The 20,533-nt window shown below is 42.9% G+C and carries 20 protein-coding genes and 1 pseudogene; 4 read left to right on the plus strand and 17 right to left on the minus strand.

Going from position 1 to position 20,533, the window contains the following annotated elements; all coding sequences use genetic code 11:
- Nucleotides 1-7: 7 nt before the first annotated feature.
- Entirely contained in the window at nucleotides 8-1,297 is a 1,290-nt protein-coding gene (locus tag JNUCC1_RS02280) for a hypothetical protein (RefSeq protein ID WP_156643809.1), read from the minus strand.
- A complete protein-coding gene (locus tag JNUCC1_RS02285) occupies nucleotides 1,275-1,811 on the minus strand; it encodes an RNA polymerase sigma factor (protein ID WP_156643810.1) in 537 nt (178 codons plus the stop codon). The genes JNUCC1_RS02280 and JNUCC1_RS02285 overlap by 23 nt, the downstream gene beginning before the upstream one ends.
- A 275-nt stretch (nucleotides 1,812-2,086) precedes the next feature.
- On the opposite strand from JNUCC1_RS02285, the gene JNUCC1_RS02290 reads away from it, so the two are divergent.
- Both JNUCC1_RS02290 and fdhD read left to right on the plus strand, forming a co-directional pair.
- Nucleotides 2,087-4,438, plus strand: a complete 2,352-nt coding sequence (locus JNUCC1_RS02290; RefSeq protein WP_331713567.1) for an FdhF/YdeP family oxidoreductase — start codon at nucleotides 2,087-2,089, stop codon at nucleotides 4,436-4,438.
- Between the two features lie 732 nt (nucleotides 4,439-5,170).
- Nucleotides 5,171-5,980: a formate dehydrogenase accessory sulfurtransferase FdhD gene (fdhD, locus tag JNUCC1_RS02295; RefSeq protein WP_156643812.1), complete on the plus strand. Its 810-nt coding sequence runs from the start codon at nucleotides 5,171-5,173 to the stop codon at nucleotides 5,978-5,980.
- 19 nt (nucleotides 5,981-5,999) lie between these two features.
- On the opposite strand, the pseudogene uppS reads toward fdhD, so the two are convergent.
- The 4 genes and pseudogenes from uppS to JNUCC1_RS02315 all read right to left on the minus strand — a co-directional run bounded on the left by uppS (nucleotide 6,000) and on the right by JNUCC1_RS02315 (nucleotide 9,238).
- Nucleotides 6,000-6,700 (minus strand): annotated as a pseudogene (gene uppS, locus JNUCC1_RS19430) (polyprenyl diphosphate synthase).
- A gap of 24 nt (nucleotides 6,701-6,724) precedes the next feature.
- Nucleotides 6,725-8,194 carry a DUF4153 domain-containing protein gene (locus tag JNUCC1_RS02305; RefSeq protein ID WP_231746949.1) on the minus strand — a complete coding sequence of 490 codons (1,470 nt, stop codon included), beginning with the start codon at nucleotides 8,192-8,194 and terminating at the stop codon, nucleotides 6,725-6,727.
- Nucleotides 8,195-8,273: 79 nt separating this feature from the next.
- Entirely contained in the window at nucleotides 8,274-8,909 is a 636-nt protein-coding gene (locus tag JNUCC1_RS02310) for an HAAS signaling domain-containing protein (protein ID WP_156643813.1), read from the minus strand.
- Nucleotides 8,906-9,238: a PadR family transcriptional regulator gene (locus tag JNUCC1_RS02315; protein WP_156643814.1), complete on the minus strand. Its 333-nt coding sequence runs from the start codon at nucleotides 9,236-9,238 to the stop codon at nucleotides 8,906-8,908. The genes JNUCC1_RS02310 and JNUCC1_RS02315 overlap by 4 nt, the downstream gene beginning before the upstream one ends.
- A gap of 149 nt (nucleotides 9,239-9,387) precedes the next feature.
- Between JNUCC1_RS02315 and JNUCC1_RS02320 the strand changes: the two genes are divergently transcribed.
- Nucleotides 9,388-10,365 (plus strand): proline dehydrogenase family protein, encoded by a 978-nt coding sequence (locus JNUCC1_RS02320; RefSeq protein WP_156643815.1) that lies wholly within the window; start codon nucleotides 9,388-9,390, stop codon nucleotides 10,363-10,365.
- Between the two features lie 368 nt (nucleotides 10,366-10,733).
- Here JNUCC1_RS02320 and JNUCC1_RS02325 read toward each other — a convergent pair whose 3' ends face one another.
- The 7 genes from JNUCC1_RS02325 to JNUCC1_RS02355 all read right to left on the minus strand — a co-directional run bounded on the left by JNUCC1_RS02325 (nucleotide 10,734) and on the right by JNUCC1_RS02355 (nucleotide 13,813).
- On the minus strand, nucleotides 10,734-11,249 hold the full coding sequence (locus JNUCC1_RS02325) for a type 1 glutamine amidotransferase domain-containing protein (protein ID WP_156643816.1): 516 nt from the start codon (nucleotides 11,247-11,249) through the stop codon (nucleotides 10,734-10,736).
- Between the two features lie 72 nt (nucleotides 11,250-11,321).
- A complete protein-coding gene (locus tag JNUCC1_RS02330) occupies nucleotides 11,322-11,465 on the minus strand; it encodes a lmo0937 family membrane protein (protein WP_156643817.1) in 144 nt (47 codons plus the stop codon).
- Between the two features lie 274 nt (nucleotides 11,466-11,739).
- Nucleotides 11,740-12,045, minus strand: a complete 306-nt coding sequence (locus JNUCC1_RS02335) for a hypothetical protein (RefSeq protein WP_156643818.1) — start codon at nucleotides 12,043-12,045, stop codon at nucleotides 11,740-11,742.
- Nucleotides 12,046-12,298: 253 nt separating this feature from the next.
- Entirely contained in the window at nucleotides 12,299-12,436 is a 138-nt protein-coding gene (locus JNUCC1_RS02340) for a YvrJ family protein (protein WP_156643819.1), read from the minus strand.
- Between the two features lie 161 nt (nucleotides 12,437-12,597).
- Nucleotides 12,598-12,816 carry a DUF2922 domain-containing protein gene (locus JNUCC1_RS02345; RefSeq protein ID WP_156643820.1) on the minus strand — a complete coding sequence of 73 codons (219 nt, stop codon included), beginning with the start codon at nucleotides 12,814-12,816 and terminating at the stop codon, nucleotides 12,598-12,600.
- A 47-nt stretch (nucleotides 12,817-12,863) separates the two neighbouring features.
- Nucleotides 12,864-13,088, minus strand: coding sequence for a DUF1659 domain-containing protein (locus JNUCC1_RS02350; protein ID WP_156643821.1), 225 nt, complete (start codon nucleotides 13,086-13,088; stop codon nucleotides 12,864-12,866).
- A gap of 107 nt (nucleotides 13,089-13,195) precedes the next feature.
- The gene (locus JNUCC1_RS02355; RefSeq protein WP_197431601.1) at nucleotides 13,196-13,813 is read right to left on the minus strand and encodes an NUDIX hydrolase; all 618 of its coding nucleotides are present in this window, start codon (nucleotides 13,811-13,813) and stop codon (nucleotides 13,196-13,198) included.
- Nucleotides 13,814-14,070: 257 nt separating this feature from the next.
- Between JNUCC1_RS02355 and abc-f the strand changes: the two genes are divergently transcribed.
- Nucleotides 14,071-15,960: a ribosomal protection-like ABC-F family protein gene (gene abc-f, locus JNUCC1_RS02360; RefSeq protein ID WP_156643823.1), complete on the plus strand. Its 1,890-nt coding sequence runs from the start codon at nucleotides 14,071-14,073 to the stop codon at nucleotides 15,958-15,960.
- 54 nt (nucleotides 15,961-16,014) lie between these two features.
- Here abc-f and JNUCC1_RS02365 read toward each other — a convergent pair whose 3' ends face one another.
- The 4 genes from JNUCC1_RS02365 to JNUCC1_RS02380 form a co-directional block, all read right to left on the minus strand.
- Nucleotides 16,015-16,323, minus strand: a complete 309-nt coding sequence (locus JNUCC1_RS02365; protein ID WP_156643824.1) for a rhodanese-like domain-containing protein — start codon at nucleotides 16,321-16,323, stop codon at nucleotides 16,015-16,017.
- 97 nt (nucleotides 16,324-16,420) lie between these two features.
- The gene (locus JNUCC1_RS02370; protein ID WP_156643825.1) at nucleotides 16,421-17,935 is read right to left on the minus strand and encodes an AbgT family transporter; all 1,515 of its coding nucleotides are present in this window, start codon (nucleotides 17,933-17,935) and stop codon (nucleotides 16,421-16,423) included.
- Nucleotides 17,936-17,951: 16 nt separating this feature from the next.
- Complete coding sequence (locus tag JNUCC1_RS02375) at nucleotides 17,952-19,292, minus strand: hypothetical protein (RefSeq protein WP_156643826.1); 1,341 nt, start codon at nucleotides 19,290-19,292, stop codon at nucleotides 17,952-17,954.
- Nucleotides 19,277-20,533, minus strand: coding sequence for a M20 family metallo-hydrolase (locus JNUCC1_RS02380; protein ID WP_156643827.1), 1,257 nt, complete (start codon nucleotides 20,531-20,533; stop codon nucleotides 19,277-19,279). Before JNUCC1_RS02380 ends, JNUCC1_RS02375 begins: the two co-directional genes overlap by 16 nt.

Genomic DNA, 20,533 nt, shown 5'->3' on the forward strand with positions numbered 1-20,533 from the left:
TACCTCATTATATCGTCCACATATCCCTTACCACAGCAACTAGTTTCCATTTTCCACTATCATCCTTTTCATACACAAGAATGATACTGGACCAGTCAATACCGGCGTATTCCTCTGAACCGCCATCATAGTACTCAATGATCTTGGAATCCGGAAATGTTTCTTTCACGTTATTTACCGTGTTGCCGCGGTGCTGCGGATCATCAATTAGCACTTCATCAGGATCATTCAAGTACTTGCTGACGTCGAGGAATTCATCGAAATAGGCTTTAGGCGTCAATTCTATCGGTTTTCCGCTTCCGTCATAGTGTCCCCACAGCCGCTGATCCGGTTCCTGCATGAGATCTGACAGTTCATCCTTACTGACATTAACTGCATTTTCCTCAACATAAACATAAGGAGAAAAGAGAACACCTTTGTCAGGATGAGCCATCTCTGCAATGGACTTCATATCGCGTTGCTTAATAGCTTGCAAAATCTCGTCGGACGCCTCACGTATATCAAATGATTCTTCCAGACTCTCAGAATCAAGACCAGAAACAACCCATTGATCTTTTCGCTGTTGTACGTAATAGGTCATATAACGGTGTCCGCCATACTCATCGTTACGCTCCTGTCCGATCGTGTATTTCCCATCTCCTGTCTGTTCAAGTTGGAATGCCTGATCGGGATCCAGCCAAGTCGGCGCACCTGCTCCGATTAAATAGACTTGGCCATCCCTTTCCTCAATATAGGCATCTGTTATTTCTTGGGCAAGTTTCTCAGTCATTATTTTCATGAAGTGGGTTTTAACATCTTGTTTGGAATCAAATTGTTCGAGTTCGCCATTTTGTCCCGTAGTGTCACGCAAATCCATGAGAGAAGCTTTAAAATGCTCCATTAAGGATTTTGCTTTTTGTTTGTCCATCGTCATTGGCAGTTCTACAGTGTCATTGGTTTCTGTATCTTTAGACTCGGTATCCGCTTCTTTTGTATCATTTGTTTGCTGCTCTGGCTCTGATTTATCCTCCAGAATGGTTTCTGATTTTTCCTGAGACTGACTGCTGGTTGTATCTTTATTTTCATCAAGCAAATAAAAACCGCCCAGCAACCCAAATAACATGAGTGCAGCAACACTTGCAGCCCATGCAGTTATATGCTTAATGCGGCCCTTTCTGGTTGGTGAGTTAGCGCCCGCCCGTGTTCGGGAGTGTTGTGCCTGCATTAACTGATCATGAATCTGCTTTTTCTTCTCGGAGCTTAAACGATGCTTCGGGAAGTTTTTAAGCTGCTTTTCAATATCCCGCTGTTTTCGCATCCTGCCCATCTCCTTTTTCACTCATTTGCTTTTGCAAAGCTTTAATAGCTCTGTGATAGGTTGTTTTCACTTTTGACTCCTTCCAGCCGAGAATAGCGGCTGATTCAGCTATACTGCACTCATTAATCGCACGCATCATCACGACATCCCTGTAACTCGTTTTCAGCCGATTGATGGCTTCATAAAGTGCTTGTTTTGTTTCATCCGATAAAAGCTGCTCTTCAGGTGTACGTCTTTCAGCAGCTGCACGTCCGTCATCGTATTCGACAGCCTCATCCAGCCCGCGTCTTTTTTTCTTTCGGGACTCATCAATCGCCACACGTCTGGCGATTGTGAACAGCCACGTCTTCGGACTGGATTCATTTTTAAAGTTAGACATCCCGCGTCCTGCTTTAATAAATACCTCTTGTACGAGATCTTCCACATCCCTCGAACCGGCATAATAAACCAGAAAATGATAAACATCATCACTATAAAGCTCAAACCATTCTGATAAAGTTTGTTGATAGTCCATATATGGTTCCTCCAATATTGGATTCATGCATTAGACGTTCTTTTACATTAAAAGTAACAATTCAATTAAAAATCTTTCACTTTAATATACTGGTAACTGTATTTAACTATACTTTTACTGGCTCAGCAAGGCCTGTCTTAACCTGTAAAACCTACATTTGCAGGTGAAGTTAAGACATAAATAAGGTATACTTAATTCAGGTTCTATCTACAGCGATTTGAAGACGGTCTTCAAACGTTTCAGCCTTTAAATGATCATTTACTGGGGGAATGAAAGTGGGAAATACTAAACATACCGGGCCTATAAAACTATCGAAGAAACCGGATCCAAGTCTTTGGGCAAGTAAAATACCTTTTGGCCTCGGAAAAATTAAGCCGCACCATATTCGTGATACGATGAAAGTTGTCTGGGAAAATAAAGATAATCTGCCTTATGCTACACGGATTTTGACAAAAGGCGTATGTGACGGGTGTGCGCTCGGTGTTGCCGGATTGCAAGACCAAACACTGGCAGGGCCGCACTTATGTACAACACGTCTTAATGTTCTTCGGTTGAACACGATGAGCGCCATCAAACCTGATATTTTGCACAAAGACATCGATGAACTCAGAAAAATGGACAGTACAGAACTGCGTAAATTGGGTCGCATCCCCTATCCACTGATTCGCAAGCCAGGTGATCGCCAGTTTAGTCGCCTGTCATGGGATGACGCACTTGATTTAATAGCTGATAAAATGAAAGCGGTTCAGCCGAAGCAGTCAGCTTTTTATCTGACTTCACGCGGTATTACGAATGAATCTTATTATACCGCAGCAAAAGTGGCGCGTTTTCTCGGTACCAACAACATTGACAATGCATCACGCATTTGTCACTCCCCGTCGAAAACAGCACTGAGCCGTTCACTCGGGATTGGAGCGTCAAGCTGTAACTACAAAGACTGGATCGGCACCGATGTCCTCGTATTTTGGGGGTCTGTTGCTGCCAACAACCAACCCGTATCGACAAAATACATGTACGCCGCCAAACGAAAAGGCACAAAAATTATTATTATCAACCCTTACCATGAACCTGCCATGGATACATATTGGGTTCCATCAATTGCTGAATCCGCATTGTTCGGAACTAAAATTGCTGATGACGTGTACCAGGTTAACATTGGTGGTGACATCGCGTTCATGCACGGTATTATGAAGCATTGGTTTGAGATGGAAGAACAATCCCCTGGATCCGCTGTTGATCATGCTTTCGTTCAAGAACATGTGAACAATTACGATGAGCTTAAGAACAAAGTTGCAGCATATGACTGGGAACAGCTTGAACAATCTTCAGGCCTTTCCAAAGAGAGGATGATTGAGTTGGCGGAGCTTCTTGCCAAATCAAAATCTGCCGTTTTCGTCTGGTCGATGGGACTTACACAACATCGATTCGGTACAGATAACGTCTCTCAAGTAGCAAACCTGGCACTTTTACGCGGGTTTATTGGACGTGAGCACTGTGGCGTTATGCCGATCAGAGGACATTCCGGTGTCCAGGGTTCAGGTGAAATGGGAGCTGACCCGTTTGTTTTGCCGGGCGGTGATATGAATGAAACGAACCAAAAGCGAATTGGGGACTTGTGGGGTTTTGATATTCCTGAATGGCAAGGAGATATTGTCGGTGTGTCACTAGAAAATGCGGTGCTCCCTGAGGATCATGAACGAAAACTCAAACTTTACTATATGTCAGGCGGAAACTTTCTGGAAACAATGCCTGACCCAGATTTCGTGAAAGAATGTCTCGAAAATGTCGATATCAGGGTTCATCAGGATATCATTTTTAACACATCAACATTTGTTGATGCCAAGGAAGCGGTCATCGTTCTGCCTGCCATGACCCGTTATGAGCAGCCCGGTGGCGGAACATCCACTTCCACAGAACGAATGGTTTACTTTTCACCGGAAATCAAAGGGCCTCGAATCGAGGAAGCACGGTCTGAATGGGAAATTTATGTTGATCTCGCTAAACGTGTCAAACCGGACCAAGCCAGTTTGATTGATTTTAAACATGCTGATGAAATCCGTGAAGAAATAGCAAAAGCGAACCCGAACTATGACGGCATTCAGCATCTGAAAGAAAGTGGTGATGTCTTTCAATGGGGTGGTGCTTGGCTTTGCGAAGGCGGGAGCTGTCCAACTCCCGATGGGAAAGGCAACTTAATTCCGGTGGAAATACCGGAACTGCGTAAACCTGAAGGACACTTTTACGTTACCACGAGGCGCGGCAAGCAATTCAATTCTATGATTTACAGTGAAACAGATCCATTTAATGATGCTGACCGGTATGATATTCTAATGAATGAAGAAGATGGCACGGAGCTTGGGGTAAAAGAAGGCGATGCCATTGTAGCTTATAACGCATATGGCTCCATGACAGGCCGTGCAAAGTTTGTTGAGGTTAAACAAGGGAACATTGAGGTCCATTGGCCTGAAGGAAATGTTCTTATAGAAAAAGGCATCTATGAATCTTTCGCCGGCATTCCGGAATACAACGTATCTGCTATTGTAGAAAAAGCAGAAACCTATTATGCCCACAAAGATACAAAATACGTGGAAAAACGTGTCGAAGAACTCGAAATGGACATAAGCTAACCCCCCCCCGTCACTTCACAACCCACGGGGCCCGTATCCAAGAATGACCAATGACCTATGTAAGGATTTGTTGCTTTCAAAAACATATTTAAAATGAATAGTTGACACAAACTACGAACTAGAGAAAACTTGAATGACTGCTTCTGGCAACTAACTACCACAATGAGAGTATCGTGATTTGCGCTCCGGGAAGTCGCTTTAACTTTATCACAGCTCAAGTGCGACATCTGTTCAAGAAAACCACTTTCACAGTGTCTTCTAGCCGCGGGCACGGCCTCAGCCTCCTTGCCCCGGCAAGGGGTATGTCGACGTTGCCCGCAAAGGGCGGTTTTAGTCGACCCTCCCTAATGTAACGCTGTGGGGTCTTCGGACTCGTGCTGTTCCCGCAGGAGTCGACTTCCCTCCGCTCCAATCACTCTATGTAATTCAGAGGCTTGGACGGTTCTACTCACATAAGAGTTAGAGAATAACCTCTCATGTCTAGCTCGGGGAAAACACGGAGACTCCCGTGGGAGCAAAAGCCTAGATGAGACCCCACAGCGCGCAGCGCGAGGAGGCTCATCAGCGCCCACTGGACGCGGAGTGTTTTCCCCGAGCGGTTGCCAGTGGCAGTCATAAAATCCCAAATTAGATCTAACTAGTTAGTTCGCTGTTTACTTAAAGACTGAAAGTAGGGCATATTTTCAGCAACAATTTATTATGATGACAGTTATGTTTAAAGAAGGTGAAGGAATGACCGATTTCGTTAAACAAGAATGGCAGATTATCCGGTTTGATAACGATATTGCTTCTGAAATACAAGACACAGTGGCGATTGAATATCCGTTAACCGTTTCATTAAATGGTTCTGAATTTGCAACAATGGTCTGTTCTCCCACGCACCTGCAGGAACTTATCATCGGGTTTCTCGCATCAGAAGGGGTCATTCGTTCCACTAAGGACATCCAATCCTTACAAATAGATGAAACCGGTGGCTTTGCCCATGTAGAGCTTGTCACACCCATTGATCCTAAGAACGTTGATCATTCCAAGCGCGTGATCGGCTCCTGCTGTGGAAAAAGCCGGCAATTTTATTTTCAAAGTGATGTTAAAACAGCTAAAACCATTATGAGCCAGCTGACCATTCGTGTTGATCAATGCTTCAAACTAATGGAAGCCCTGCAGCTTCAATCAGAGCACTTTCACGATACAGGAGGCGTGCACAACGCGGCACTTGCCACTGCAGACGACCTTCTGTATGTCCATACCGATATTGGACGTCATAATGCACTCGATAAAGTATATGGACGCGTTTTAACTGATCATGTTCCTTTAAAAGATAAAGTGATTGTCTTCAGCGGCCGCGTATCTTCGGAAGTGTTGCTGAAAGTCTCAAAAATCGGGGTTGGCATCATCATTTCCAAATCCGCTCCGACCGATCTGGCCTTGGAGCTGGCCAGAGACTTGAATATTACTGTTATCGGATTTGCTCGAGACCAAAAAATGAACGTTTACACCCACCCTGAAAGAATCTATGAAAGGGTCAGTTCCCAAGGTCTTTAGGCCTTGGGGACTGACCCTCTTATATTTCTTCAGGCACTCTTTTGTTAAAGCAATGATCAATAATTTCCTTGAGCATGTCGCTGGTAAAGTCAGGAAAATAGACATCAGAGAAATACAGTTCTGACATGGAAGATTGCCAAAGCAGAAAATTACTCACACGTTTTTCGCCACCTGTTCGGATAATCAGGTCCGGATCTGGCAAATCGCCTGTATATAGAAATGTATGAACAACGTCTTCATCAATATCATCGAGGCTGAGTTTGTTGTTTTTAACTTCCTGCCAGATTCCGCAGACAGCCTGAACAATGTCTGCTCTGCCACCATAGTTAAATGCGAAGTTAATAATAATGCCATTATTAAGGCGCGTTTCAGCAACAGCTTGCTCAAGCGCTGTTTTGTGCCTTTGGGCAAGACGGCAATATTACCTGAAATGCGAATCTGGCAATTTCTCCGTTTAAATTCGGGAAGCTTCTGCTTAAAGTATTTGACCGGAAGCTGCATTAAATAATTCACTTCATCTTGCGGCCTTGACCAGTTCTCTGAGGAAAATGCATACAAAGTTAAAACTTTAACACCGAGTTCAATTCCTGCATCAATCACCCGCTCCATTGCTTTCACGCCGGCATAATGCCCTTCACTTCGCGTTAATCCTCTCGTTTTTCCCCATCTGCCATTTCCATCCATTATGATGGCAATATGATCCGGTACATAAGATCGCATGTAGAACCAACTCCTTAACTTTGGTTAAAATTCCATACCTTCCATTCTTTCCTTGACTCTATCCCGTGTCATGTTAAACGATTGCCATGAGTCATCTTCTTTACCCTTAAGATGCTGCTTCTGTTTTTCTAAATATTCCTCCAGCCCCGGATATTCAGGGTCCAGTTCATACAGATCCATAAGACCAGCGAGCCCGGTCCATGAGAGATTTTTAAAATAATCTATATCAATTTTCCCATTCGCTTCATAACGTTCCAGGTTGTTCTCGACAACAATCTTTTCAATACCTGCCGCGTTTATACCTGTATAAAACACAAGCCCTACAATAAGATAAAAATGCAACAAGGCCAAACGTTCAATCCAGATTCGGATAAACGTGTATGCGAAGATGACCATTAACAAAAGCATACATGCATGGGCCATAACACGTTCTACTGTATACCCATAGGCTGCTTCATATAACCCAAGGCGCTGGTAACTGGACAAAAGCATCACAGCACTGACTGCAACCAGGAGGGCGTACATCAACCTTAGCACCCGTTTCATCCAACGGCCTTTCATGTTTACCATTTTTAAGAAGGTGATCAGCAGACTCCAATTGATCAGGGTGACAAACAGCAATTCAAAAAAACCCCGCCTTGCATATTCTGCATACGTAAAGCCATCTTGCAATCCCTCACCAAAAAAGTACTTAAACTGGATGACCGTGAAAATCACATACACAGAATTTAGGAGAAACAGTATTGTCAACGGGGTTACAGCATTCCATCGTACCCTGCTTTTGAGAAGTTCTCTCCCCTCCGTGCCGTTTTGTTCATCAGATCGTTTAAGCACCTGGAAAACCCCGAAAAACAAGAGTCCCATTAGTAATGCAATAACCCCGTGAACAACATTTTGAAGCGCCCTGGCATCGAATAAAATTGATGGCAATTTTAACATCACATCAGCAAAGACGCGGTCAGCAGACATCAACAATAATGTCATAGCAAACAAAATCGGCAATCCAAGAAGAAGCCCAATTGTAACCTGTTTGGCAACCCCAGCAGCACGGGTGTTCAAGCGCTTAAACACTTGAGACGTCATCTGATTAATAAAAGCCGCTGCATACATGATGCCTTCTTTTATCTTCTGTAAAAGCAAGAAAACAAAGTTCAGTTTGCTCCACTTAACATGCGTGGGCCTGGTAATGAGCACGACATGAAAGAAAGTCAGTACTGGTATGAGCAAGACATTTAACTCATAAAATATATGCTGATCATAAAAAGCGTATGTGCCTGCAAGAATCCAAATCGAAGCCATTATCAGTATTCCAATACGCCGATTGGAAAAACCAAGCCCGAACCGAATAAGCAGGACAGCATAAAATCCACTTATAAAAATCAAAAAGGACATCCCAATCTGCTCATGGAAGAAACTCAGTTCTCCCAAAACCCCCAGCAACAAACAAGTTATAAAAAACAACACCTCACGCCAGCGAATTTGCCGCTCCATCATCAATCACCCTACCTTGTAATTCTACATACATTGTTTTTCTAGGTATAAAGTTAAAAAATAACACAGCCGTGGACTCATGTCAGACTGAATCACGTCTCCCCCATCTGTATCCGATCCATGATACAGGATACAAAATAGCCGTCAGCCCTGTACACAATAGGATAAAAGGCATGCTGATCATCGAGCCAAACCAAGCATGGGGAATCAATTTAAATATGATCAAATACATCAAACCCAGATTTGGTAAAATTGACAGGAGAAATGTCTTCTTGAGAAGTTTTTTCCCTGCATGGCCAAATTCACGGCCGATTTCATAACCTAAAAGCCCCCAAAACAACATGTAAATCGTCATAACCACAAAAGATAAATCGGTGATGACATTCCAAACTGTGCCAAGCCACGTCCAATGAAACAGATTATAGCCAGCTGTCAGGAGTCCGCCACCCACAAACAAGGCGATGTTTAGGAGCACAAACAACCATTGCATCTTGTTCTCTGTCAGTTTTGATTCGTCATGCCAGACAGTAGCAATCTCCTTGGGGGTACCAAGCCTTTCAACCAGATATGGATACACCTCATCTGACTCAAGTGTTTCGTGTTCCTGCAGAAGATCTGTAACATGGGCTTTATATTCCTGCATGAGCGATTGTTTCTCCGGATGACGCCCAATTTCCCGTGATAATTCATGCAGAAATGTTTCAGCACCATTTGTCATGATTCACTTCTTCCAATCAATTTGTTCATTACTTGGACGTATTGATGCCATTCATTTGTCCGTTCTGAGAGTAACGCCTGCCCTGCTTCGGTAATCCGGTAATATTTACGTGCCGGTCCCCGGTCTTCATGACTCCAGTAATGTTCGACATAAGCCTGTTTTTCAAGTTTATGAAGTGCAGGATACAGTGTTCCCTCCTTCATCTGAAAGGTATGGTCACTTCGGCGATCCATTTCTTTCACCAGCTCATACCCGTACATATCCCGTTCATCCAGCAATTGAAGTACAAGAAGAGATGTACTGCCTTTAACAAGTTCCCGATTAAACATTTTATCACCTACCTAGAATTAATAGGTATCTGCATCATATGCAACTTTAAATCAAATGTCAATACCTTTATTTAAAGTTTTTACACGCGTTTTCTCTTTTTTTCTGCTATAATACTATTAAAATACAGAGATAAAAGAGGGCATAAATTATGTGGTTGAAAAATGTGTTTATGAGTCTTTCTCAAAATCAGGCCTTGAATAAATTGGCCCAAAAGTATGGTTTCAAACTTGGAGCACAAACTGTTGTCGCCGGTACAAACATCACTGAAATGATTGAAAGCGTTAAAGAACTGAACGCTCACGGCATTGCCGCAACAGTTGATAATCTGGGTGAATTTGTATATGAAAAATCTGAAGCTATTGAAGCAAAGGATCAAATTCTGGAAGTCCTTGAGGCTATTCATGAACATCAGGTCGATGCTCACATTTCACTTAAACCAACCCAGCTTGGTCTTGATATCGACTTTGATTTTTGTTTAGACAACCTTACAAGAATCGTTGCTCAAGCCGACGAATATAATATTTTCATTAATATGGACATGGAAGATCATGCCCACTTAAAGCCATCATTCGAGTTGTTTGACACGCTAGCAGCCAAATACCAGAACATCGGCACCGTGATTCAAGCATATTTTTATGAGTCCACGGAACTGATTCAAACATATAAAGAGCATCGCCTCCGTATTGTGAAAGGGGCTTATAAAGAATCTCCTGAGGTCGCATGGCAGCAGAAAAAAGATATAGATGAGAATTTCATTAAGCTGATTGAATACCATTTGCTAAGTGGAAAATTCACATCAATTGGCACACACGATCATCATGTTATTAATCACATTAAACAATTTGTAGAAGATCATGATATACCAAAAGATAAATTTGAATTCCAGATGCTTTATGGTTTCCGGAAAGATATGCAGCTTGACCTTGCTAAAGAGGGCTATCATTTCTGTACATACGTCCCATTTGGCAACGACTGGTATGGATACTTTATGCGCCGCTTGGCAGAACGGCCGCAAAATCTAAACCTCATTACAAAGCAAATGTTTAATAAAAAAACGAATACACTTCTGATCGTCAGCTTATTAGCATTTGTTTTGGGTCGTTTAAGCAAACGGAAAAAGAAATAAGACAAAAACAAAACAAATGTGGAAACACCTTGATCATCCCAGAAAACTCGGTGGATAGGCGTTGGAGCTAGACGTGGACATCAAAAAGACGCTATTTAAGCGTCTTTTTTGATGTATAGATTCTGCTATGCAGTGGATCATAAGAACAATCGGGAAATGAATCCTATTTAACCAGAAAGGGGTATGTTCTTTTGAGTAAAGGAAAAAAGAAGAAGAACAAAAGTAAAGAAGAATTAAATGCCATGAAAGATGATAAAAAATACCGGCAAAACCGGCCTCCACGGTAATATATCAAAAGACCAACGCCTGAATATCCCATGGCGCTGGTCTTTTATTAAGGGGGGAATTAACACAATGAGAAATACATTTTAGCCTAAAAGCTTCAATGCTTCCTTGTTGAATGCAGGAATGTCATCGGGCTGTCTGCTCGTCACAAGTTGATCGCCGCATACGACCACTTCCTGATCCAGTACTTTTGCCCCGGCATAATCCATATCAACTTGGATGGATTTGAAGCCAGTGGCATGCCGTCCTTCCAGAGAACGGGCTGTAATAAGAAGCTGTGGCCCATGACAGATGGCGAAAACCGGCTTTTTAGCATCCATAAATGACTTGGCAAAAGAAACAAATTGATCATCTCCGCGCAGCTGATCAGGCGAAAAGCCGCCTGGAATAAAGAGCGCATCATAGTCATCCGGATTGGCATTTTCTATTGCTTCATCAGTTGTTACAGAGGTATTCCCTTGCTTTCCAGTCACTTGTTTGCCTTTTTCCCATTCAATCGTTACAACTTTATGACCTGCATCTTTAAACGATTGAGCAGGTTTGTCGTATTCCACATCTTCAAACATATTTGTTAGAACACATGCTATTGTTTTACTCATTATATTCAACCTCCTAAAACCAGTTTCATTTAGTGTATTGCCAGGTTGAATGACGTTTAAACATATTTAAGGTTAAGGAGCTCTGCCGCCTGTTACAAGTCGAATGATTAAAACGATGACGGCTATAACAAGCAGAATGTGGATTAGGCCGCCTACATCAAATGAGAAGCCTACTAACCATAAAATTAACAATATCGCAATGATCGTCCAAAGCATCTGTTACCCTCCTTCGTTTGCTGTTTAGTGATACATACCTCTTTATCTATAAGCATAAACCTCTGGTTAGAAAAATTACCCAAAACTAAAAGAGCGATTCGGGGCTGAACCGCTCTTGACCAGTGAGGAGCCTAACGAGGTGTTTGGAGGATAATTAAAGAAGAAACACCTTATTAATTTATGATGGTACCGGCTAAACACATGTCTTGGTCTTCCAAATAGTGGGCTTGGAAATAAACATATAACCGGCAACCATCATTTAGTTGCAAGCTCTTTATACGAAGTGAATGCGCTTAGAAATCGATTTTGGTAAAGGGTCGCTATGGAGGGCTTGGGGGGCTATTTCCAACAAGTCCGTGACCATTTTGTTTGTTGAGCCGATGATGTTAATCAGCTGTGCGATAAATTGCTCCTGTTGGGTGGACACTTTTTGGAGCTGTTTAAGGTGGTTATAATGAAGATAAGACTGATGCTCCAATTCTGCAATTCTGCCATCCATTAACCGTTGCTTTGTTTCCACTTCATGAAGACGATTCACAATACGTTTTAATTTATTTTCCGCTTCACGATCCGACTTCAATTTGATCTGCTCCTCCTTTCACTTTGCTATTTTATTTATATCATAAAATAAAAAAATAGCCTAATAGGCTTATTTGATAATTGATCTTAAATTCGACATTTTCGACCATAACATAATGATAACCTGACAATATGACATTGTTAAAGTTAAATTCACAAAATAATTGTACTTAAAACGAGAAAAATCTTGAACAATACGACACAATTCGACATCACTACTAAAAACCCTGTAATTAAACAGGGTTTTTACAAGATTAAACTTTTAGTTGATCCGGTATGGCATGGATCGATTCAATCAGAACATTAAGTTTCCCCTCAATCCGGTGCAGCAAATAGAAAGTCACCGCAATAGGAAAACCCACTTCTGTTACGAATGAAACCCAGTTTTCCATCTGAATCTCTCCTCCTGTCTTTATAATGAAAACCATGATGCATAGTAGCACCATCCATGCTCCCATGCATCACAGTCCTGTATCTAAGTTTGAATCTGCTTCTCATCAAGGGGTTAAACTGTAAAGTATAACCCTTAGACGAGAATCTGAATGTCTGGACGTTAGATTCCCAGATCAATTTCTTCAACGGAACGTTCTACAACGCGCGCACTTTTTTTCTCTACAATGTTACCGCCGGTTGAAGTAAAAGCATTTCGTGAAATGATTTCATCCATCGCCTGATGAACTGCCGCTGTATCAACAGGTTCAATTGGTTTGTCTAAGGTGTAAGTGACTGTTTTGCCTTCTTGATTTACAAACTTTAACTCAAGTTGTTTCATAATGAGTATGCCTCCTTTCTGTTAGATGTTTAGTTGACTCTGGTTTATTACGCTTGGTGAATGTTTGACGTATCTCTGCGCTCGATGTTGCTGAGCGGTCTTTCTTGCAAAGCAGCCAGAGCATTTGCGATTGCGTACAACTGATCTGCAGTTGCATCTGTCTTAACATTGTTAAACGTTTTGGCTTTGTAAATCGGCTTCCCTGTTACCAGATCGTCCCCATCGTATAGAACGAGTCGCAAGGAAGAATTCACTTTATCTTCTACACCCATGTGTGCCACCTCCTTTCACCCTTATAATCGAACGATGCAAGGAAAAAGGGGCATAAACGATATAAAAAAAGAACCAGCCGCATTGGACTGGTCTGTTTCGTTCATTTTCAAGGCTTAACAATGTTGATCAATCTGGTAATCAAGTATGCTGTAAGACCCCAAATGACTTTATCTTCATATTTAAAAAAGAGTTCTTCTATATAACGCTTCTGCCAATTATAATTCTCTCCGCCCTGAATCAAATCAAGTGGAAAGTCCTTTTCGGGTATAGCGCGAAAACCGACCTGATACCTTTCAGGGGTTGTGGTCATGAAATAGTCGAGCGGGGCAGTGAATACATGGTCCACCTCGCCCGGGTCAGGATTTAAGGGATCTTCTGACGGAATAAATCCTGTAAACAAATGAATAATCCGCCCTTCTGATATGACATGGCCCAGCTTATGGATATTATGAATTTGAGAAGGTGTCAGCCCAATCTCTTCGCATGTTTCTCTAACAGCGCAAGCTTCCGGGTTTATATCCCCGTCTTCCATTCTGCCACCCGGAAAACATACATCGCCGGGCTGACTGCGCATATTCATTGCACGTACTTCAAACAAAAGATGAATCTCGCCTTTCACCATGATGAGGGGAATTAAGATCCCATACTCTCTGTAATGCTCCTTACCTAGGAGCGATGGCGAATGCTGATCCACTCGCTTTATAAGTTCTTCTGCACGCAACATCTCACCTCCAGCATCAATACATGTTATCATTATAGTACGTTACAAGACAGAACAACACTTTTTAACTTCAAAAGGAGGAGACCCATGTCACAGCAAAAATACCCATTCTACAGAAATATACTATTCTGGCTCTTTGTCCTCTTCTTGATTATCATGGTTATCGGATTTGTTGTAAGAGCTGTCACAACTTGGTGAACAGCCTACATTCATGATAAAGTAAACGCATAGAAACCGTCCATAAGAAAGCAGGTTATAAGATGTTAACAGTAGAACAACTCTATCAATCCATCGGAGATAAAACATTATTTGATCATATCTCATTTATAATTGGTAAACACGATCGCATTGGTTTGATTGGTGTTAATGGCACAGGTAAATCAAGCTTGCTAAAAGCGATTGCCGGCATCGAACCACCAGAGAAAGGCACCATCAAGGCACCTGGTGATTATCATATTGAATATTTATCTCAGGAAGTTGAACTTGATCCTGCTCTGACAGTCATCGAGCAGATTTACTACGGTGAATCCGAAGTTATGAAGGCCATGCGCCATTATGAACAAGCGCTGCTGGAGCTCCAACTTAATCCCAACAGTTCATCAGCCCAAACAAATCTTATAAAACATCAGCAAAAAATGGATGAAATCAATGCTTGGGAAGCCAACACACAGGCAAAAACCATCCTGACTAAATTAGGAATTGCTGACTTCGATAAACCGGTCACAGCATTATCCGGGGGCCAGAAAAAGCGCGTCGCTATTGCCAAAGCATTGATTCAGCCTGCTGATTTACTGATTTTAGATGAACCCACAAACCATTTGGATAATGAAAGTGTTCAATGGCTTGAATCCTATTTACAAAATTATTCAGGAGCCTTGTTAATCGTTACGCATGACAGATACTTTCTCAACCGCGTTACAAGTCGGATTTTCGAGCTTGATCACGGTAATCTTTATACGTATGAAGGCAATTATGAATTATTCCTTGAGAAAAAAGCAGAACGTGAAGCACTGGAGAAGCAGCTTGAGGCCAAGCATCAAAATACATTGAGACGGGAATTAGCCTGGCTGAAACGAGGCGCCCGGGCACGGTCCACCAAACAAAAGGCCAGAAAAGACCGGATCGCCGATATGCAGACCCAAACCTTTCAAACGGAGTCCGAACAAGTTGCATTTCAGGCAGGCTCGGCCAGGCTCGGTAAACAGGTGATCGAGATAACGAATGTGACGAAATCATTCGGCGGCAGGATTTTATTGCAGGATTTTAGTGACTTGATTATTCCAGGAGATCGAATCGGCATTATCGGTCCGAATGGTTCGGGGAAAACAACCTTATTAAATATGATGGCGGAGCGAATCACACCAGACAGCGGTGATATAAACATTGGTTCAACCGTTAATATTGGTTATTATACTCAAGAAGATGCCGAACTGGACGACAATCAACGTATTATTGAATATATTAAAGAGGTCGCTGAAGTGATTCACACGAAAAACGGGGAAGTGATCACGGCCGAACAAATGCTTGAAAGATTTTTGTTTTCCCGCCCACAGCAGTGGACATATATCAGGCGTCTTTCTGGAGGCGAGCGCCGCCGGCTCTATTTGCTCAAAGTACTAATGGGTGAGCCGAATGTCTTGTTCCTCGACGAACCGACAAATGACCTTGACACACAGACACTCGGGGTTCTGGAAGACTATCTCGAACAATTCCCCGGGGTCGTCGTAACTGTGTCTCACGACCGTTATTTTCTTGACCGTGTCATCGACCGTTTGATTATCTTTGAAGGCGGCGGAAAAACGTCACGTTATATTGGCTCGTACAGTGACTATATGGAAGAGCAGCGTCTGGCTTCTTCTTCGCCTGAACCATCATTTCAAACTCAACAAAAGGACATTGCTGCTGCAACACCACAAAAGAAAAAGAAATTATCCTACCATGAACAACAAGAATGGGCGGTTATTGAAGATGAAATTGCTGAATTGGAACAAAAGATAGATCAGCTCCAAACTGAAATCTCAGAAGCAGGAAGTGATGCTGAGAGAGTGCAGAGCCTTTTTGAAACACAACAAGAAACAGAGGAAGCTCTGGAAGCAAAAATGGAACGTTGGGAAGAACTGACTTTGCTTGTCGAGTCATTTGAAAAATAGCAACGAAAAAAGCATGGATTTCGAAGGCTGCTCCGAAATCCATGCTTTTTATATTCACTGGTCTTTCTTAACAGTGTCTTCCTTCCATTCAAGCATTCCGCCATCAACATTAATAACATCGTATCCGTGTTCATCCATAAATTCACTTGCCTTGCCGCTTCTGCCACCGGATCTGCAAACAAGATAATGGGTCTTGTCTTTATCAATTTCACTTAGACGATGTGGGATTTCTCCCAAGGGAATATGCCTGGCTCCCGGAATCATGCCGTTAGCGACTTCTTCGTCTTCACGTACGTCAATAATGCTTATGTCCGCATCTTCTTTTTGTTTTTCAGCCAGTTGTTTTGTTGTTATTTCTTTCATGGGATTATGTCTCCTTTCATCTTTTCAGACATTCCCATCATAAACACTGGCACGTATAGCGTCAACTATTGACTACAGCAAATGAGTAGATGCTCTTTTACGACAGGTACACACCTACACCAGGACCGAATGGGATACCTGTATAGGCGAAAATTAAGAGTAATACGATCCAGATGCCCAGGAAAATCAGACTGTATGGCAGAATGAGAGAGATCAATGTGCCGATGCCTGCATTTTTATCATATTTCCGCATGAAAGCAAGGACGATTAGAATATATGGATTTAGCGGCGTAATGATATTGGTTGACGAATCCGCAATTCTGTATGCGGCTTGAATAAATGCCGGGTTATAATCCAGCAGCATAAACATTGAGATGAAAATCGGAGCTTCTAGCGCCCATTGTGCAGAGCCGCTGAACACTACAAGATTCAATAGGGCAGTTAACAGCACGAATCCTATGATCACCGGCATCCCTGTCATATTAATACTGGTCAAAAACTCAGCACTGTTTACAGCTACATATGTTCCAAGATTGGTCCAGTTAAAGTAATTGATGAACTGGGCTGCAGCGAATATGAGCACAATGTAACCCGACATATCCTTCATGGCCTCACCCATATATGTTGGAATGTCATTGGACGACTTAATTTTTTTGACAGTTATACCGTACGTGACACCTAGTGTAATAAAGAAGAAAAGAAGAATCGGGACAATTCCGCTCAAGAATGGAGAAGGGACGATCTTACCTCCTTCACCTCTCAATGGGGAATCCGGCCAGAAAAGTCCGATAGCTAGAATTAGCAGGAATACAATTGCCGCAATGACGGCATTACTCAATCCTCGGGACTCCAATTTGGTCACTTCTTGGACCTCACCATCGAAATCGCCTTCATATTTACCCAGTCTGGGTTCAATAATTCTTTCGGTTATAATAGCGCCGACAACAGACAAAATAACAACCGAAACGATCATAAAGTACCAGTTGTCAACTGGTGTAACATTGATCGTGTCATCAATGGCTTTAGCTGCTTCTGTTGAAATCCCTGATAAGAGGGCGTCGGTACCAGCAATAATAATATTGGCGGTGAAACCTGCCCCAGTACCCGCAAACCCTGCCGCTAACCCTGCAAGCGGATGACGTCCAACCGTGTAGAACACCATGGCAGCAAGAGGCGGAACGAGAACAAACGCCGCATCCGAAGCAAGGTTGCCGAGGATGCCCACAAAAATAACGGCATAGGTGACAAGTGGTTTTGGAGCATTTAAAATAGACTTTTTAATGGCAGTTTCAAGTAGACCGACTTTATCAGCAATACCGATCCCAAGCATCATGACCAATACGAGGCCAAGCGGTTTAAAACCAGTGAAGTTATCGAGCATGGAGTCTAAAATATATTGGATACCTTCACCAGACACAAGACTTTTAATCGGCAATTCTTCTTGTGTACCAGGATGTACAACAGTTGCGCCTAAACTGCTGATCAGCCAGGATACTAATACAACAGCTACTGCCAAATAAACGAATATGAAGAATGGATTTGGCAGCTTATTCCCCAAGCGCTCAACTGCGCTCAAGAACCCCTTACTTTCTTTTTCTTGTGATTTTGCCATGTTTTCAACTCCCTTTTTAATGATCTCTCTGTTTAAAATCTCCCTTGTCGACTGTCCATTCGAATGCTTTTTCTTCTAACTGATACACACGTCGCGGCCGGCCCCGCTGACCTGATTCTTCGCCGACCACTCTTACAAACCCGGCCCGTTCCAGCGCTTGTAAAACACGCCTGGCGTTGCGTTCAGTTCCTTGAAGCCAGCCTGCCAGTTCCTGAGCGGTAAATGTCTGTTTTTCATGATGTTGAGCCAATGTAAACACGCGCATCGCTTGTGTTGCGCTGACTTCGAGTCCCTCAAATTTCTCTCGGACTATGCGCTGTTGAAGCAGTGTGCTTTCTGATGAGCCTCTGAGTTCACTCACCTCCTTGTCTTCATTAACGATGATCAGATTGTGTCGGTTATCCTGTCTCGCATAATCAAAAGCAATATGCACATGTTCATCAGCTTCAAGAACGGTATGTCCATAGCCAATACCAACCCGGACACCAAGACTGCTATGCCTTTTAATGTCCTCGACAAACGTTTCAAGTGAGTGTGTGCGACGGTAGAATTCAAGTTCGCCGCGGGTCGTATACACAACATATTTTCCATTGCCAATCTTAGCGAGTGACCCATTAACTTTTTCAGTAAATTGAAGGAGCTGGTGGTGCAATTCAAGTTCTGAATGCTGAATTTTATAAGGAATAAATCCGTCTTCTATAGCTGATGGGTAAATGACTTCAAAACCAATGATTACGAGTTGTTTCTTTCTGTATGATAATTTCTGCTGGCGCTGGCGCAGGTAGTCAATGGCGAGCTGGACGGCCAGTTCAGATGGAATGACTCTGTACACAGGGATGTTTCGAGCCTGCAGTTGGTGATAGACACCATTGATACATGTAATTGCGACAGTGGTTTCATTTGCACGGTAAAGAGCTTCGTGAAATGCAACAAGCTTATCTTTAGGCACATATCCGGTTCCGGGATATTGATGAATCTTCAGGTGATTAATATCTGTGCCGGGTTTAACGGATCGCAGCTGGCTTTCATCAATAGAGTCGAGACTAATGGATGGAATTAGCTGTTGTCTTTCCATCGAGGCAGTTAGCAGAACGCCCAATAGACTGGAACCGTGTAGCGTCGCATAAATGCCTTCATCTGGATTGATAAAGTCATTTTGTACCGCAAAGTCATAGGGCACGGGACCGGAAAAAAACCACTGATCCACCAAATGTCGATTTCTCTCAATAATAATCCCCGTATCCTCAGTCGCTTGATACACAAATGGTTTGATATCAACATCTGTGTATTGCTGGCCGACTTCCATCACCCGTTGAACTGAATCAGCAGGACCGATGGCACCTATTCGAATTGGCATGGCGCTTCACCAGCTTCAGATTCAAAATACGCCTTCAAAACCTGAACACCTTTTTCCAAATTTTCAAGAGAAGCGTATTCTGCAGGGTGGTGGCTAATGCCGTTCTTACAAGGGATAAATATAAGGCCCGCAGGCCATTTCACTGCCATATTCATAACGTCATGACCCGCCCCGCTGTGCATGGGATGGATCGTCAGCCCGGCTAATTCTCCCGCTTTATGCAACTTTCTGCTGATGTCCCGACCCAAGAAGATAGAGGCGTTATTCACCCGTTCCTCCACATGTATCTCGACATCATGAACCCGGGATAATTCCAGACACTCCCGTTTAATGGCGGTCGCAACATGTTCTTTCAGATCATCATTAACACTGCGAATATCAATGCCCATTTCCACTTTTCCCGGTATGACATTCATGGCGTTTGGCTCTAATGACAGCATACTGACTGTTGCTACAACGGGAATGGTTTCGTGTCTGTTGCATTGTTTTGCATAATCATGAACAAACTGGACGAGCGGACTGATCGCGACAAGTGCGTCTTGCCGATGATCCATCGGGGTCGTTCCTGTATGACCTGCCTGACCTTCCGCTGTAATCACCAGTCGGATCGGGGTGGCAATACCTTCGACAATTCCTATATCTTTACCGGCATTCTCAATAAGCATCCCTTGTTCAATATGCAGTTCAACAAAAGATTTTAGTTCTTCCATGTCTCGTTCAGCATCAGAAAATGCATTCCAGTCAAAACCGCATTGTGTTACAGCTTCTTTAATCGAAACGCCTTGCTGATCAACCACAGAACCAATCTCAGACGTATGCAATCCGCTCATCGCCTTGCTGCCAAGAGTTGAAATGCCGAAGCGAGCTGATTCTTCCGAGCGGAACACAATAACTTCTATCGGGTAGTTCGGCTGAAAACGATGGTCTTTCAGCTGCTTCACCGCACCAAGTGCACACAATACGCCTGCCAGACCATCATAGCCACCGCCATTGGTGACGGTATCAAGATGTGAGCCTGTAGCAACTGCCGGAAGGTCCGGCGTTGTTCCCTCCCAGCGGGCTATGACATTTCCCGCCAAGTCCTCACGAATGCTGAGTCCCAGTTCTTTAGAAATTTGTTTAAACATCTCAATAGAAATAGATTCTTCTTTTGAATAACCGTGTCGGGTGAAGCCCTTGATGTAATCCATCTCTTGTGTACCATTTAATTTCAACAAATGGGTTTCAAGCCACTTTTGCAT

Origin of the sequence: Lentibacillus sp. JNUCC-1, assembly GCF_009741735.1 — a bacterium.
Classification (GTDB): Bacteria; Bacillota; Bacilli; order Bacillales; family Amphibacillaceae; genus Lentibacillus_B.

Coding starts and splice junctions, on each gene's coding strand:
- JNUCC1_RS02370 (WP_156643825.1), bottom strand. CDS start 17,935: ATGGCAAAATCACAAGAAAAAGAAAGTAAGGGGTTCTTGAGCGCAGTT.
- JNUCC1_RS02315 (WP_156643814.1), bottom strand. CDS start 9,238: ATGTTTAATCGGGAACTTGTTAAAGGCAGTACATCTCTTCTTGTACTT.
- JNUCC1_RS02330 (WP_156643817.1), bottom strand. CDS start 11,465: ATGCTTTGGACGATCATTGCGATATTGTTAATTTTATGGTTAGTAGGC.
- JNUCC1_RS02345 (WP_156643820.1), bottom strand. CDS start 12,816: ATGAAACAACTTGAGTTAAAGTTTGTAAATCAAGAAGGCAAAACAGTC.
- JNUCC1_RS02320 (WP_156643815.1), top strand. CDS start 9,388: ATGTGGTTGAAAAATGTGTTTATGAGTCTTTCTCAAAATCAGGCCTTG.
- JNUCC1_RS02365 (WP_156643824.1), bottom strand. CDS start 16,323: ATGAAAGAAATAACAACAAAACAACTGGCTGAAAAACAAAAAGAAGAT.
- JNUCC1_RS02375 (WP_156643826.1), bottom strand. CDS start 19,292: ATGCCAATTCGAATAGGTGCCATCGGTCCTGCTGATTCAGTTCAACGG.
- JNUCC1_RS02305 (WP_231746949.1), bottom strand. CDS start 8,194: ATGATGGAGCGGCAAATTCGCTGGCGTGAGGTGTTGTTTTTTATAACT.
- JNUCC1_RS02380 (WP_156643827.1), bottom strand. CDS start 20,533: ATGCAAAAGTGGCTTGAAACCCATTTGTTGAAATTAAATGGTACACAA.
- JNUCC1_RS02325 (WP_156643816.1), bottom strand. CDS start 11,249: ATGAGTAAAACAATAGCATGTGTTCTAACAAATATGTTTGAAGATGTG.
- abc-f (WP_156643823.1), top strand. CDS start 14,071: ATGTTAACAGTAGAACAACTCTATCAATCCATCGGAGATAAAACATTA.
- JNUCC1_RS02340 (WP_156643819.1), bottom strand. CDS start 12,436: ATGGAAAACTGGGTTTCATTCGTAACAGAAGTGGGTTTTCCTATTGCG.
- JNUCC1_RS02285 (WP_156643810.1), bottom strand. CDS start 1,811: ATGGACTATCAACAAACTTTATCAGAATGGTTTGAGCTTTATAGTGAT.
- JNUCC1_RS02280 (WP_156643809.1), bottom strand. CDS start 1,297: ATGCGAAAACAGCGGGATATTGAAAAGCAGCTTAAAAACTTCCCGAAG.
- JNUCC1_RS02355 (WP_197431601.1), bottom strand. CDS start 13,813: ATGTTGCGTGCAGAAGAACTTATAAAGCGAGTGGATCAGCATTCGCCA.
- JNUCC1_RS02310 (WP_156643813.1), bottom strand. CDS start 8,909: ATGACAAATGGTGCTGAAACATTTCTGCATGAATTATCACGGGAAATT.
- JNUCC1_RS02350 (WP_156643821.1), bottom strand. CDS start 13,088: ATGGGTGTAGAAGATAAAGTGAATTCTTCCTTGCGACTCGTTCTATAC.
- fdhD (WP_156643812.1), top strand. CDS start 5,171: ATGACCGATTTCGTTAAACAAGAATGGCAGATTATCCGGTTTGATAAC.